Genomic DNA, 14,222 nt, shown 5'->3' on the forward strand with positions numbered 1-14,222 from the left:
TCAAGGCTTGCGGGCGATTTGTTTCCCACTATCAAGACTCGCTACACCCTTGGCCCCGCTGCAATCTTGGCCCGCCTGCTCGCAAATCTCCCATCCGCCACCCAATGCCTTGTAGATGCTGACAACCGCAAGCCGCTGATTGGTCCGTGCGACAGTCAGCGCACGTCGGCTGGCAAAGTCCGACCGTTCGGCCTCCAACACGTCGAGGTAAACCCCCTCGCCTTCGGAAAACTGCAGCCTGGCCAACCGTGACGCCTCGCGATTGGCGGCGGACTCCAGCAGGCGCAATTGCAGCGTGCTGCCCGCCGCGCTATTGGACCTGAAGGCATTATCGGTTTCCTGCAGCGCGCGCAGCACCGTCTGGTCGTAGACGATCAAGGCCTCCCGGGTACGCGATTCGCTGACGGCGATCCGGGCGCGTACGCGGCCAAAATCGAGAAGGTTCCAACGAATCGCCGGGCCGATAAAGCTCGACTGTGTCCCGGCCTCACCCAATGCATCAAGGCTCCCGGCAACGAACCCGATCGAACCTTGTACCTGGATCTCAGGGTACAGACCCGCCGTCTCCACTCCAATTCGTGCCGTTGCCGCTGCGAGGCTCCGCTCGGCCGCCGCAATATCGGCGCGCCGTGAAAGCAGTCCGGCGGGGTCGCCGACGGCCAGGGTTCGAACGGCCAGCCTTTCATCCTCAGGCTTGGCCGCTGGCAATCTGAATGTCTGCGGTGGTTCGCCAAGAAGGATAGCCAGTGCGTTAGTCGCGGCCGCCCGGCGACGTTCCAACTCGGGCGCAGTCGCCTCGACGCCGCGCAGCAGCGCTTCGGCACGCAGGCGGTCGAACTCGGTGGCCGAATCGGCGCCAACCATACGGGTGACCATATTCAAGCTTTCACGCTGGCTTTGGCTGATGTCGGCGACCACCGCCAGTTCGGCCTCAAGGCCGCGCATTTCAAACCAGGTGGCCGCCACCTCAGCCGCAACGCCCGCTTGCACCCCACGCAGCAGCGCCTCACGAGAACCCGCCTGGGCCGTGGCCGCCTCCACCGAGCGCCGCACACGGCCAAACAGATCAATTTCCCAGGACGCGTCGAGCGCGCCGCGATAGCTTTCGGCATGGCGGCTCTGGCCAGACGGTGTTTCGAGTTCACTGCGACGCGCGTGCTCATAGCCGAGTGCAGGACCGCCCCGCGGCAAGAAGCCTTCACGACTCTCGCGCAGCACCGCCTTGGCCTCGTCGAGCCGCACGGCAGCGATACCAATGTCATGGTTCGCGGCGAGTGCGCGCTGAATCAAGGTGGTGAGCGCTGGTTCGTCAAAGGCGCGCCACCACTGCACCTCGACAGCGCCCGAACTGAGCGCCGCAGAGGGCTCGCCGAAACTGGCAGGAAACTGCGACGAAGACAGCGAGGGCGCTGAGTAATCGGGCCCCACCGACACGCATCCCGCCAGCAGGAAAAGCGCACTGAGAGGGAGCAAAATTGCTTGATAAGGACTTCTCATAACGTGCTCTCCTGCAGACGTGGCTTGGCGCTTGAGCGGTGCCGCTCGAAGCGAGTTGCCATGGCGCGAATCACCACATAGAAAACCGGCGTCAGGAACAATCCGAACAACGTCACGCCGAGCATGCCTGCGAACACCGCAATGCCCATCGCCTGGCGCATCTCAGCCCCGGCGCCGCTGGCCAATACCAGCGGAACCACGCCGGCGACGAAGGCCAGAGAAGTCATCAGGATCGGCCGCAGTCGCAGTCGACACGCCTCGATGACCGCCTCCAGTGCGCTGGCGCCTTCGGCTTCGCGGCTACGGGCGAACTCGACAATAAGGATGGCGTTCTTGGCGGCCAGACCGACCAGCACAATGAGCCCGATCTGAACAAAGACGTTGTTATCATCGCCCACCAACCACACGCCAACGATCGCGCTGAGCAGACACATCGGCACGATCAGCATCACGGCCAACGGCAGTAGCCAGCTGTTGTATTGCGCGGCGAGGATCAGGTAAGCGAGCAGCACACACAGCGGGAAAATGAAGAGTGCCGAGTCTCCGGCGAGCTTTTGCTGGTAGGTGAGATCCGTCCATTCGAAGCTCGTGCCTTCAGGCAGAACCTCGTTTGCCAGGCGCTCCATGGCCGCAACCGCCTGCCCTGAACTGACGCCCGCCATTGCCCCGCCCGAGATATCGACCGAGGGGTAGCCGTTATAGTGAGTCACGCGGTCTGGACCGGAACTCGGTGTGACACTGATAAACGAGGACAAGGGCAACATGTCCCCGGCAACGTTGCGCACCTGCAAGCGGCCGATGGCCTCGGCCTGCATGCGGTGGTCGGCATCGGCTTGGGCCGTCACCTTGTAGGTGCGGCCGAAACGGTTAAAGTCATTGACATAAAGGGAGCCCAAATAGACCTGCAGCGATTCGAATACATCCGCCAAATGAACGCCCTGGCTCTTGACCTGGGTGCGATCGATGGCGACGTCGAGCTGGGGAGCATTGACGTCGACGCTGGTCATAAGCCCGGCGACCTGGCCTGACTCGGTGGCTTTCATCATCAGTGCCCGGGTCTGCTCAACCAAAGCCTCAAGCCCAGCCCCGCCACGGTCCTCGACCTGCATCTTGAAGCCCCCGGTAGCGCCAAGGCCAGGCACGGGCGGCGGCGGGAATACACCGAGGAATCCATCCTGGATGCCGGCAAACTTCCCTTGCAGGCGCCCGGCAATGGCGTTCGCGGCGAGGTCAGGCGTGGTGCGGTCCTTGAACGGGTCGAGCATGACAAACATCACCGCCGCGTTCGGCACGTTAACGAAGCCGTTGATCGACAGGCCCGGGAACGCCACCACGCTTTCAACGCCAGGTTCAGCCAAGGCAATCTTCGACATCTGCTTGACGACCTCGTCGGTGCGATCCAGCGATGCCCCGTTGGGGAGTTGGGCGATCCCCACCAGGTAGTATTTGTCCTGCATCGGCACGAAGCCCGGCGGAACGGCCTGGAACCCAAAGAAGGTCAGCACAAGCAACCCACCGTAAACCAGCAGCGCCACACTGCTGCCCCGAACAACCTTGCGCACCGTGTTGCTATAAGCCTGCGGTGCACGCTGAAACGGTCGGCCAATCGCCTGGAGCAATCGGTCAGCACGCCCCCGCAGACTGCGCGGATCTCTTGCAACGCCCTCCTCGCGCGGGCGCAACAACATCCCTGCGAGCGCCGGGCTGAGGGTCAGCGAATTGACTGCCGAGAGAATGGTCGAGATGGCGATGGTCAGCGCGAACTGGCGATAGAACTCGCCCTGCAAACCGCTCAGGAAAGCCGTCGGAATAAACACGGCGGCAAGCACCGAGGTGATCGCGATGATGGGGCCGGTGACCTCGTCCATCGCACGCCTTGCGGCTTGCTTGGGTTCCTCGCCATTTTCGATGTGCCGTTCGACGTTCTCCACCACCACGATCGCATCGTCGACGACAATCCCGATCGACAGCACCAGGCCAAACAACGACAAGGTGTTGAGCGAAAAACCCATCAGGTGCATGACGGCAAAGGTGCCGACCAGCGACACCGGCACCGCCATCAGGGGAATCAGTGACGCCCGCCAGTTGCGCAGGAACACCACCACCACAATGACGACGAGCAGGATCGCCTCCAACAGGGTGATTGCCACCGACTCAAGCGAGGCCCGCACAAACACAGTCGGGTCATAGGCGATACGCGAGGTGAGCCCCGCCGGAAAGTTGCGTTCAAGGCGTTGCATGGTGTCCCGCACCGCCTGTGAAACATCGAGCGCGTTGGCGCCCGGGCTCTGGATGATTTGTAATGCAACGGCCGACTCGCCATCAAGCAGGCTGCGCAGCGCATAAGCGTCAGCGCCCATTTCGACACGCGCCACATCACGCAAGCGCGTCACCTGCCCCTCGCTGCCCGTGCGAATGATGATGTCGCCGAACTGCTCCTCGTCGGTCAACCGCCCGAGCGTGTTCACTGTCACCTGGAAGGCCGCAGTGGAATTGGGCGCCTGGCCAACGGAGCCGGCGGCGACTTGCACGTTCTGTTCGCGCACGGCGGCAATCACGTCACCCGCCGTCAGCCCGCGTGCGGCGATCAGGTTCGGATCCAGCCACAGCCGCATGCTGTATTCGCCAGCCCCCCACACCAGCACGTCGCTGATCCCCGGGATGCGGGACAACTCGTCGCGCACCTGGAGGTAGGCGTAGTTCGAAATATAGAGCGGGTCGTAGCGTTTGTCGGGCGACAGCAGATGCACCACCATCAGAATGTCCGGCGAGGTCTTTTGCGTAACGACGCCTTGGCGCTGGACCTCTTCAGGCAAACGCGACAACACCCGCGAGACCCGGTTTTGCACCTGGATCTGAGCCATGTCGGCATTCGTGCCCTGGGCAAACGTGACGGTCAGAATCATTCGGCCATCCGTTGCCGATTGCGACGACATGTACAGCATGCCCTCGACCCCGGTGATTGCCTGCTCGAGTGGCGCGGCCACCGTTTCAGCGATCACCTTGGGATTGGCGCCCGGGTAGGACGCGGTCACTTGCACGGTCGGCGGGGTCACCGCTGGATACTCGCTGAGCGGCAACTGAAAGAAGGCAACGATGCCGGCGATCATCATCAACACCGAGAGCACGATGGCAAAGATCGGGCGATCAATAAAAAACCGTGGAAAGGTCATTGCACGGCTCCCACGGTTTGCGCCAGCGCTGTGGGCGTACCATCAATTGCGGCGGTCTGTGGCGTGACCTGCATGCCTGGGCGCACCAGCCCCTTGACGACGATGCGCTCGCCCGGCTGCAGGCCTTGTTCGACTACGCGCAAACCGTCGACCATCGCACCCAGCTCGACGGGCCGGTATTGCGTTTTATCGTCCTTGTCGACCACCAGCACATAGCGGCTGCCTTGGTCGGTACCAATCGATTGATCGGAGACCAACACCCTGGCTTGCGGTGTGCCGGTCTCCAGTTTGACCTTGGCAAAAAGGCCGGGGGTCAATTGCCCATCGGGGTTGTCGACCACCGCGCGGATACGCACCGTTCCCGTCCCACGATCAGCGGCATTGGAAAGGAAGTCGAGACGGCCGAGCCGCGAATAGGTCTTGTCGGTGAGCAGCGCCACCATGACCTTGGCCGTCGGTGCTCCCTGCGCGGACGCGTTGGATCGGCCGGCGGCAAGCGACTGCAAATATGTTCGCTCGTCGACATCGAAATAGACATGGAGCGGGTTGATCGAGACGATCGTTGTCAGGGGCGTCACGCCACTGGTGACGTAGTTACCTTCGGTGACGAGGGTTTGGCCGACGCGTCCACTGATCGGCGCTGTGACACGGGTGAAACTCAGGTCCAGTTGCGCGGCGTCCTGCGCAGCCTTTGCGGCTTCGACCTGCGCCTTGCGCGCATTCAGCGAGGCGATTGCGGTGTCGAGACGATCACGAGCGACGACATTTTTGGCGAACAGTTGCTGGGCCCGCGCATGTTCCGCCTGGGCGAGCATCGAGGCCGCTTCCGCTTCGCGCAGGCGCGCCGTCGCGGCGTTCAGTGCAGCCTGGAACACCCGTGGATCAATGAGAAAGAGTCGGCTGCCCTTCTCGACAAAACGGCCCTCGGGCACGCTCACATTCTGAATATAACCCGCGACCCGCGGGCGCAGTTCAACCCGTTCGACCGCGGTCAGTGAGCCGGTGTACTCGACAAAAGGCGTCACCGGGCGAACGACCACCTCGGCCACCGGAACACTCGGTGGCTTGGCCGCAGCGGCCGCGGGCACCGTGTCCTTGCAACCGGCGAGAGTGAGCGCGACGCTTATCGCCGCAGTGATCAGGGTTACACTTTTGACGTTCATCATTTGACCTTTCGCAACGGGAGTCGAGTTGGATTAGCTGAGACGAAGCAGCTTTTTTTCCATTTATCCGACTTGCCACGTTTGGAAGGTCAAGCTTTTTTTAGATTCGAGAGTGCCGTTAAAGCGCGCTGTTGGCTTTCGGTTGTCCTGTAGCCGCTGCCGAGGTACGAGGCTGCGATGTGGGCCGCAGGACCACCGCCGGGGGCCGCGACCGACCCATCACAGCCTCGTACCTCGGCAGCGGCTACAGAAAACAGCTAGGCAATAGCTTAATGCCAGTCAGTTAAGGAATGGAGATCCAACAAGCGAAGCAGATCCAGTGTGGGAGTTGTCGAGCCCCAGCGAGGCTGCGATGGCGTCGGCACCATCAACATTGATGTTACCTGACCCACCGCTATCGTAGCCTCGCTGGGGCTCGACAACTCCCACCTTTGATCTTCTTCTCTGCCTTGAGGTCTTGTGTTCGCTTAACTGATCGGCATTAGGCAGTAGCTGCCCCTTTATAGGCGCTTACCCATCAACGGATCGCTGATACTGTGTTCTCCCGTCTCGATCCGCCCCGCCACCCGGCGCATCCAGCCATGTTCATCACGTAGCTTGAAGTCATACCAGCCACCGCTGGGCTGACAGGAGAACGTGCGTTGCAGGGTACCGCCGCCCGGTATATCAAAGAGCCAAGGGCCTTGCTTGGTGTAAGGACAGCGACCGATGCTGACCGACGTCGAGCGCCTACCGTTGTTGATCAACGTCAGTAGCAGAGCGTCTCCACGATAGGACACTAACAATTCGGGCTCGTCACGTTTCAGATTCCCCTGAAATGAACGATGGAAGCCGTTCGGCCCCAACAGCCAGAGCTTGTAGGCGCTAAGGGTTTGCCATGTATCACTGAGGGTTTTGCCGGCTTCCACGGTGTAGCGCCGTGGTATGTCTTCCAGGCGCAGACGGTCGTAGACGTGGAACACCGCGCCTTGCTCACCACGGTTAATGAAGTCCAGGGTCAGCGATCGGGCGCGACGGTCAGCCGAAGCCTCGACGCTCAAGCTATATGGCAACGCTCGGGATGGCCGCGCCATACGTTCCTGATGCGGCGCCTGTTGCCGGCCCACCGCTGGCAGAGCGACCTGGGCCAGTTGCTCCTGGCGCTGGCGCAGCAAGTCAGCGGCCTGTCGGGTGGTGGTGTGCAGCGGCGGCAGGGTTTCGGTGTTGGGGTTGACGAAGTTGAACGCCGACGTGAGGTCGCCACACACCGCCCGACGCCAGGCGCTGATATTGGGTTCGCGCACCCCAAAGCGTTTTTCCAGAAACTGCAGTACCGAGGTGTGATCAAACGCTTGGGAGTTGACCCAACCGCCACGGCTCCACGGCGACAGAACCAGCATCGGCACCCTTGGGCCTGGCCCGTAGACGCCGCCATCGGGCTTGGGTTGCTGGGTCGAACCGGGTGGCGCCGGGTGGGTGAAAATCTCACTGTCGAACTTCACCGTGGACTTGCCGGCGAAGCTGCCATCCAGCCGCTTTGACGGGGCCGACGGCGACGGCACATGGTCGAAGAAACCATCGTTTTCATCGTAGTTGACCAACAACACGGTCTTGCTCCAGACCTGCGGGTTGTCGGTCAACGCCTTGAGAATCTCCTGGGTGAACCAGCCGCCCTGCACCGGACTGGAAGGCCCAGGGTGTTCGGAGTAATTGGCCGGGGCGACGATCCAACTCACCTGAGGCAGGCGTCCACCGTGCACATCATCGCGAAAGCCCTGGATAATCGCTTCCAGTTGGCTACCACCGCTGGCTGGGAGGGTGTTGCCGTTGCCCTTGTACAACGGCACCCGGGCATTGAGTTGATCGCTGTAAGGCACAAAGGCCGTAAAGTCTTTCGGTGGCTGCGCGGGGTTGCCGGCAGCAACACTGGCGGCGCGGTACTGGCGAAAGCCGGCCAATGGGTTATCGCCAAAGTTGTCCGGCAAGAACTGATAGACCTTCCAACTGACGCCCGCCTCTTCCAGGCGTTCGGGATAGGTTTTCCAGGTGTAGCCCACCGTCACGGCGCCAGGACCATCCCACTCGTTAACCACCGCCGCCACATTGGCCCCGGTCGGCCCGTTGGTGCCGGTCCAGTGGAACAACCGATTAGGGTTGGTGCCGGCGTGCACCGAACAATGGTAGGCATCGCACAGGGTGAAGGTATTAGCCAGGGCAAACTGGAATGGCAACTCCTGCTCGCGGTAGTAACCCATGGACGTGGACGTCTTGAACGTCGGCCAGGCATTCATCCGGCCGCTGCCCCAGGCGGCATGCTCATCCACCCAGGAATGCGGTGTACCGTTGACCCGCTGTGCGTTGCCGCGCGAACTGTCCAGGTGATAGGGCAATACCCGCCGCCCGACACCCTGCTGCTCCCAGACCTTGTGCTTGCCGGGTAGCGGAATGGTGAAGCGGTCACTGAAGCCACGGACACCGGGCAAGGTGCCGAAGTAGTGATCGAAGGAGCGGTTCTCCTGCATCAGGATCACCACGTGCTCGACATCCTTGATCGTGCCGGTGCGGTTGTTAGCGGGGATCGCCAGGGCCTGGCGGATGGAGTCGGGCAGCAGCGTGAAGGTTGACCCGATAGCGGCCGCCTGTAGCAGCCTCCTGCGTGTGAGAGTTGGCATAAAACTATTCAATCCCTTGGAGTTCTTGAACGACAAAGAAAGACTCAGGGCAAGGTAGAGGCTTCAAGAGACAAATAAATTACACCGGAGAGAAAAGACTGAAAAACTGTGATCAGTCTCCCTGCAAAAGTCTACGCGCACAAAAAAGCCGAACGGGTTAGCGTTCGGCTTTTTTACTGAAATATATGGTCGGGACGGAGTGATTCGAACACTCGACCCCTAGCACCCCATGCTTGGACCTAAACAAACCTAACCTATTGATCATAGTAGTTTTTACAGCGTTTCAGGCACAGCAAATACAGCAGTTTATTGTGCTTATGCAAACGGTAAACCGTGGCCTGTAGCGTAGGTTTTGCGCATACCGGCACAGAACATTACCACCCTCCTCCGGCGTCCTGCCGACCGAACACCAAAACCAAATCCCCTACAGCTCGTCGCCTCAAATCGCACAACCCGCAAACCTCGATTACTGTATGCACATACAGCACTCAATTAAGCAGTTTGCCCACCATGAACCCCAAAGAGCTCAGAACGGCATGGATGGCCAAATGGCGTAAAGCCCTCGACGATCACGAGTTTCGAATGTCTAACCCGGAGGCATACCGAACTCTCCGCCATTGGGATGCCCGCGATATGCTTGCGGCCGGCGTCATCGATGAGATGGAGAAGCTGGAGATGGACGAGCTGGTCAGCGCCGCCTACTGGCACGCCGTCGAGGAACTAATAGTGCCTATCGACAGGTACAAACCTAGCGGCCATTACGATGTCATGCCCAGGGACGGCTCCCCCTGCATCGGTAGCATTGCCAATGGCACCTATCGTTCGGCAGAAAGCCCCGAACTCTCAGGATTCGATGGCAGGATGCTTGAAGACAAGCAAGGCATGCGGCTGGTGTTTCGCTATGGCGGGGAGTCCTGGCCCATGAACGGGCTGGCGCTGACATCGGCCACCGGTGAGATCTACGACCTGGTGCAGACAGCCCAGTTTATCAATGGGGTGCTCTATCCAAATATCGACGATGCGGATGCATACCGGGCGCTGGTTGATACAGCGCAGATCGCCTTAGAGACTCACGACTTCGACACCTATAGGAAGGCACGCCCCTTGCTACTAGCTGCTGAGTTCATCAAATGCACCGAATGCCTGGACAAGTTCGACCTGAGGGAGGACTGCCATGTATGCGCGGGTTACGGATTCCTGCCAAAAAGGCAGCCCCACGCACACTCACGTACCAGGACCAACGCCGAGCCCTACTGATGCGACGGCGTTCACGACGAAGGCTGCGCATGCCTCGACTCTAGCAGCGAAGTTAAAGCTAATTACTCTATAAATGGAACGCGGCAGGGGCCATCGACCCCTGCTGTCATTTCGGCGAGCCCACAGGCTCATTCCTTAGATTTGTTCACCAGCTTCGTTCCTCTACCCACCCGTAGTACCTTCGAAACCACATTGCGCAGATTATTGTCTACGACCCCAAGTAGGCGACGCCCTAGTTCTTCCGGCCGGCCGCTGAATGACGTCACATGGAAATATTCATGATCGTCAGGAGACGTCCCTGAAAAATAGTAATTTGAGACGCAGCACCGAGGTGTTTCAGCGCGAACCCCGCTCACTGAATGCCAGGAGTACTTGTTCGTGTCCATCACCACCAGGCGGTTGAACAGAGCAGTGATGGTTTTCTGCTTTTTCACCTTATGGTCCCACAGCTCAAAGTTGCCGCCGTTTTCCAAGGCCCAGTTGGGAGACACGTAATACAGCAGGTTCAAGCGGCGATATAGATTGCGCTCGCCATCGTGACTGTTGTCGATATGTGGATTGAGAAAATCGTCCTTGAACATCATCGACAGACCACCAGCATAGAGGCTTGGGTCGGGAACGATATCGTGCATTCCAACCAACTGAGCGACCTTGCTCACAACCGAGTGATGCTGCATCGCGTAAGTGATGGCGCTTAAAATTTGCGGATAGTCAGATAGATCGGTGAGCGTTTTTTTCTTCTCGCGAAACGATTGGCGGTCAAAGAAACCATCCGCATTGCGTGGAAACGCATCGTAGATGTTCTGGGCCATCTCGGCTGTGAGTAGTTCGTCTACAACGAAGTGGCGGGTATGGGTTCCCTCAGGGCTATTCCATTGCCTTTGGATATCGGTGCCCAGCTCATCAAGTCGATTGACGATGAGTGATGCAATTTGAGTGACTTCCATTTGGGATCCTTGCTTGCTGTCTGGTGGCAATTTAGTGGCAGGCATTATTCCCGAAATTGAGCTAAGTATCAAAGCCGATACAAATCACCACAAACGCCTTCGTATCTCCCTTAATCCGTCCCTGTTATTCAATCACTGCACCGACAGCGGCCCCCGTTCGACTCCTGGTGCCGGCACCATACAAAACAAGGGCTTTCAGCAATGCAGGCCCTTTGTTTTTCTGCCAAACGTACAAATAGACGTACATTGTTTTATGAGGCTCGCGAGTTATCCCCAGAGTCGCCCATCTGAAAGATCATTTCCCGGCACCCTGCCCCGATACCGTTTTGACATACGCCTGGCAAGCCCGTAGCGCGATCAATCCTTCGTCGCCGGCGCCGCTGATGGCGAGAATTCGTTGAGCATGCGCTGGGTCAAGTCGGGCTCTCTGGGCTCCATGAACCACGCCGGCGGAGCCGGGATCGGTAGACACGTTGCAGCCACTGGCTGAATCCGTGGTGTCGATAAGGACTGACAGCCGCAGGTCAGAAGTAGCAAGACGGTCACGCAGGCGGGCCTGGTTACGTTGGGCATCGGAAAGTTCTCGGGTGCGTTGTTGGTCGGAGGTGGCCAGTTGTTGCTCTAGTGCCAAGCGCTTGGCCTGATCGGCTTTCGCCTGGGCCGAGGCCGCGCCGCTGATGAGGGCTAGGTCGTCTTGGTACAGGTTGGCCTGCTTGGACAGCTGATCGCCGTAGCGCCACTCCTGGATCTGCCAGGCTCCAGCGAAGCTTGCGGCCATAGCCAGCAGGATCAGCACCGCCAGAACGACCAGCTTCTGCACCGGCGTCACGCCAGCGCCCTGCGCACGCCTTCGGCCAGCACTGCATCCGGATAGGCATAGCCCGCGTTCTCGTGATGGATGATCGCCTTGACGAAGCCGCGCATGACCGGCGCCTGGGTCAGATCGATCTCGGCGCCTGGCGCGGTACCGGTGTTCGACTCTACGGCACGAACATACGCCGCCGTGTCGTTTTCCACCGACGGTGCCCACCGGCTGACGATGGCCTTCACGGTTTTGAGCCCATGCTTCCGCTGGTAGGTCAGCAGCACTTTACCCAGGGCTCGGATACCGTTCTCGGGCGTGTCGAACCGGGCGAACCGCTTCTCGATAGCCGGGTCTGGCTTGAGCTGGCCCTGCCACTGGTTGGCCGGGTTGTAATCGATGTTGCCCGGGTTGCGGTTGCGCACCCCACGGGTCTCGGTGATCGGCATGGCTTTACTCCAGGCGAAAAAAAGCCCGCTCAAGGCGGGCATCGGTGTGCGGCATTGCTACGCAGGGACTTCGGGCCATTCAATAGCCAACGGGTAGTCCGGCTGCTCCGGCACTCGGTTGAGCGCAACACGGTATTTCTTCCAGGACTTCAAGGCCGCCAGGTCAGCGTCCGTGGCTTCGTCGACATCGACTGCATCCTGTAGCGGTGCGATCGCGTAGTCGGCGGCCGCGCGCAATCGGGTGATCTCTGCCTGGGCGACTTCCAGCGGGTCAACTGCAGGTGGAGGCGATTGCGGCATCTTCTGGGGTGGCAAGGCCTCGACCGCCACATGCAGGGTGATGCTGTGCGCCAGGTCTGCGGGCTCGCCGTCTTTGTCGATGCTTACCGCGAGTACCGCATCGTTGTAGCTGATCGCCACCGTGCAGCCGGCGTCCGCCTGGTTGAGCGCGTAGCCCCAACCTTCGGGTGGCGGGGCCATTCCGAGCGTACCGTGAATCAGGTACTGGCCAGCCCGGGGATGCTCTGTGGAGATCGTGTTGACGCCTAGCGAAGTCACGTTGAGTAGCGTGCCGTCGGCACCGAGAATATTTATAGCTGCGCGAGTCGTCATTTAGATAGCCTTCAGTGTGCCGTCGGCGGCTCGGGTGGTGTTGCCGGTGTGGTATACGAAATTGAAGCTTTCTGTGCCGTAGTCGCCACTGCGGAACCCGAGCGTCTTTCCTGGAGAGGTTCCCATCCAAAGCTGCGAGCCGAGGTTACCTCCACCCGGAAAAGCCAGGTTGAGCAGTGTTCCGAACGGCACAGGTTTAAACTGCGTGCCATCAGCAATTACGCCAAAACCGGTTTCCCAAACGTTCATGGTTGTGTAGATAGAGCTGTTCCCAATGGCCGCACGCGCCCCAAGTCCAAGCATGGGAACGGAAAGCGCCTGACCCGCTCCAGTACCAAAACTGGCTGTGGCCAAAGCTCCCAAGCCTAAGTTTGCCCGTGCTGAAGCCTGCGTTGCCGCCCCTGTCCCACCCTTAGCCACTGGCACGATGTTCTCTGTCGAGACAGAGCCTAGACCTGCCAGCGTGGCCCCCCATTGCTGAACCATCTGGTTCACTGCGTCGGCCAAAGCCTTGGGGTACCCATTGACCGGAACAATCCCGTAAGCGGCGCCAGCGGAAGTCGCTCCACGATAGGTAGGAGAAATCGAGATAGACGTGTCGCTCGCGGCGTTGGTGACTTGATAAATTCCATTGTCAGGCCCGACAAACATATCTCCGGACCGACAGTTTGAAAACTTTGTTCCAGCGCCAGTGACCACGGCGTTTCCGTTGGTGACGGTGACCGTCCCTTCTGTGTACCAAGAAGACATAGGTTTCTCCAGGCGATAAAAAACCGCTCAAGGCGGCCATTGAATAATCAGAAGCACAAATAATCAGGATAATTGCTTAGCAAATAGTACTGGATTATATAGCGTGCTTGATATATCAACACCAACGACCTGCATGATTAATCTGTCGTTAGCGTAGTCCCAAAGCGCATACATATTCCCCTGTCTAGATATTAGCCCCGCAACATCCATAGCAATATTATTTAAAAGCATGTAATCACCACCAGCCAAGCTTGAGGGCGCCGTCCAGTTTAATCTAGTTTGGCCTTGACCAGTCTGAGACGAGCCAAGATATGTCCAACTTGTGATCGACCTAGTAAACTGAGCGCATGGTGTTCCGTTATCAAACAGTAGTTTTGATGATCCGTCCCACAAGCGCATTCCGTAAGTTGCTGTTGGGCTGGATTCAAATGCGGCACAGAACCATTTCCCGTTAGTTGCTACACCTATCAAAGTGTAAAACGAAAAACCAGCCCATGCCCCCTGTGTTCCATTGACCAAACAAAAGTAAAGGGTATTTGGTTCAGTTGGCCGCACAAAAACCAATGGTGGCTCGGCGGTAGTTATTGTTTTTGAGAATTTCACATAATTCCCAGAACTTGAACCGAAACCGGACCATGTCCCTTTCTCAAGAACCACCAATCTGGAAAACTCAGAATCGAGAGTAACCACGTCATTGTTATTTACATACCTTAAACCGTAAGACATTTACCTATACCTCATAACCAGCAGCCTTTGCGTTGAGCTGCCTAGCGGGCCATCGTTACTTTGCCTGTTACCAAACCATACTCTAACGAGACCGGTCAGAACCTCAGGTATGAAACCAATAGCACTAACAAACTGGCCTCCAGTGCCATAAGGAGCAATTGGCACACAAACCGCTGAATGAGTAGATGGATTAAT

General features: G+C 59.0%; 11 protein-coding genes. 1 reads left to right on the forward strand and 10 read right to left on the reverse strand.

Features of this window, described 5'->3' with window-relative positions; translation table 11 throughout:
- The 4 genes from HKK55_RS14610 to HKK55_RS14625 all read right to left on the reverse strand — a co-directional run bounded on the left by HKK55_RS14610 (nucleotide 1) and on the right by HKK55_RS14625 (nucleotide 8,484).
- Nucleotides 1-1,497: an efflux transporter outer membrane subunit gene (locus tag HKK55_RS14610; RefSeq protein WP_169355334.1), complete on the reverse strand. Its 1,497-nt coding sequence runs from the start codon at nucleotides 1,495-1,497 to the stop codon at nucleotides 1-3.
- Nucleotides 1,494-4,670, reverse strand: coding sequence for an efflux RND transporter permease subunit (locus HKK55_RS14615; RefSeq protein WP_169355335.1), 3,177 nt, complete (start codon nucleotides 4,668-4,670; stop codon nucleotides 1,494-1,496). Before HKK55_RS14615 ends, HKK55_RS14610 begins: the two co-directional genes overlap by 4 nt.
- Nucleotides 4,667-5,833, reverse strand: coding sequence for an efflux RND transporter periplasmic adaptor subunit (locus HKK55_RS14620; RefSeq protein WP_169357868.1), 1,167 nt, complete (start codon nucleotides 5,831-5,833; stop codon nucleotides 4,667-4,669). Before HKK55_RS14620 ends, HKK55_RS14615 begins: the two co-directional genes overlap by 4 nt.
- A gap of 500 nt (nucleotides 5,834-6,333) precedes the next feature.
- Nucleotides 6,334-8,484 (reverse strand): phosphocholine-specific phospholipase C, encoded by a 2,151-nt coding sequence (locus HKK55_RS14625; protein ID WP_169355336.1) that lies wholly within the window; start codon nucleotides 8,482-8,484, stop codon nucleotides 6,334-6,336.
- 510 nt (nucleotides 8,485-8,994) lie between these two features.
- Here HKK55_RS14625 and HKK55_RS14630 point away from each other — a divergent pair.
- Nucleotides 8,995-9,741 carry a hypothetical protein gene (locus tag HKK55_RS14630; RefSeq protein ID WP_169355337.1) on the forward strand — a complete coding sequence of 249 codons (747 nt, stop codon included), beginning with the start codon at nucleotides 8,995-8,997 and terminating at the stop codon, nucleotides 9,739-9,741.
- Nucleotides 9,742-9,869: 128 nt separating this feature from the next.
- Here the strand turns inward: HKK55_RS14630 and HKK55_RS14635 are convergent, their stop codons facing one another.
- The 6 genes from HKK55_RS14635 to HKK55_RS14660 all read right to left on the reverse strand — a co-directional run bounded on the left by HKK55_RS14635 (nucleotide 9,870) and on the right by HKK55_RS14660 (nucleotide 14,027).
- Nucleotides 9,870-10,688, reverse strand: coding sequence for a 2OG-Fe(II) oxygenase (locus HKK55_RS14635; RefSeq protein WP_169355338.1), 819 nt, complete (start codon nucleotides 10,686-10,688; stop codon nucleotides 9,870-9,872).
- Between the two features lie 295 nt (nucleotides 10,689-10,983).
- Nucleotides 10,984-11,517 (reverse strand): lysis system i-spanin subunit Rz, encoded by a 534-nt coding sequence (locus HKK55_RS14640; protein ID WP_169355339.1) that lies wholly within the window; start codon nucleotides 11,515-11,517, stop codon nucleotides 10,984-10,986.
- Entirely contained in the window at nucleotides 11,514-11,939 is a 426-nt protein-coding gene (locus tag HKK55_RS14645; protein WP_169357869.1) for a structural protein, read from the reverse strand. Before HKK55_RS14645 ends, HKK55_RS14640 begins: the two co-directional genes overlap by 4 nt.
- A gap of 57 nt (nucleotides 11,940-11,996) precedes the next feature.
- The gene (locus HKK55_RS14650) at nucleotides 11,997-12,551 is read right to left on the reverse strand and encodes a tail fiber assembly protein (protein ID WP_169355340.1); all 555 of its coding nucleotides are present in this window, start codon (nucleotides 12,549-12,551) and stop codon (nucleotides 11,997-11,999) included.
- Entirely contained in the window at nucleotides 12,552-13,301 is a 750-nt protein-coding gene (locus tag HKK55_RS14655) for a hypothetical protein (RefSeq protein WP_169355341.1), read from the reverse strand.
- Between the two features lie 63 nt (nucleotides 13,302-13,364).
- Nucleotides 13,365-14,027: a hypothetical protein gene (locus HKK55_RS14660; protein ID WP_169355342.1), complete on the reverse strand. Its 663-nt coding sequence runs from the start codon at nucleotides 14,025-14,027 to the stop codon at nucleotides 13,365-13,367.
- Nucleotides 14,028-14,222: the final 195 nt, after the last annotated feature.

The sequence above is a fragment of the Pseudomonas sp. ADAK18 genome (assembly GCF_012935695.1).
GTDB lineage: Bacteria > Pseudomonadota > Gammaproteobacteria > Pseudomonadales > Pseudomonadaceae > Aquipseudomonas.

Bases quoted from the DNA above. Each gene is read 5' to 3' on its own strand.
- HKK55_RS14610 (WP_169355334.1), bottom strand. From the start codon at position 1,497: ATGAGAAGTCCTTATCAAGCAATTTTGCTCCCTCTCAGTGCGCTTTTC.
- HKK55_RS14615 (WP_169355335.1), bottom strand. From the start codon at position 4,670: ATGACCTTTCCACGGTTTTTTATTGATCGCCCGATCTTTGCCATCGTG.
- HKK55_RS14620 (WP_169357868.1), bottom strand. From the start codon at position 5,833: ATGAACGTCAAAAGTGTAACCCTGATCACTGCGGCGATAAGCGTCGCG.
- HKK55_RS14625 (WP_169355336.1), bottom strand. From the start codon at position 8,484: ATGCCAACTCTCACACGCAGGAGGCTGCTACAGGCGGCCGCTATCGGG.
- HKK55_RS14630 (WP_169355337.1), top strand. From the start codon at position 8,995: ATGAACCCCAAAGAGCTCAGAACGGCATGGATGGCCAAATGGCGTAAA.
- HKK55_RS14635 (WP_169355338.1), bottom strand. From the start codon at position 10,688: ATGGAAGTCACTCAAATTGCATCACTCATCGTCAATCGACTTGATGAG.
- HKK55_RS14645 (WP_169357869.1), bottom strand. From the start codon at position 11,939: ATGCCGATCACCGAGACCCGTGGGGTGCGCAACCGCAACCCGGGCAAC.
- HKK55_RS14650 (WP_169355340.1), bottom strand. From the start codon at position 12,551: ATGACGACTCGCGCAGCTATAAATATTCTCGGTGCCGACGGCACGCTA.
- HKK55_RS14655 (WP_169355341.1), bottom strand. From the start codon at position 13,301: ATGTCTTCTTGGTACACAGAAGGGACGGTCACCGTCACCAACGGAAAC.
- HKK55_RS14660 (WP_169355342.1), bottom strand. From the start codon at position 14,027: ATGTCTTACGGTTTAAGGTATGTAAATAACAATGACGTGGTTACTCTC.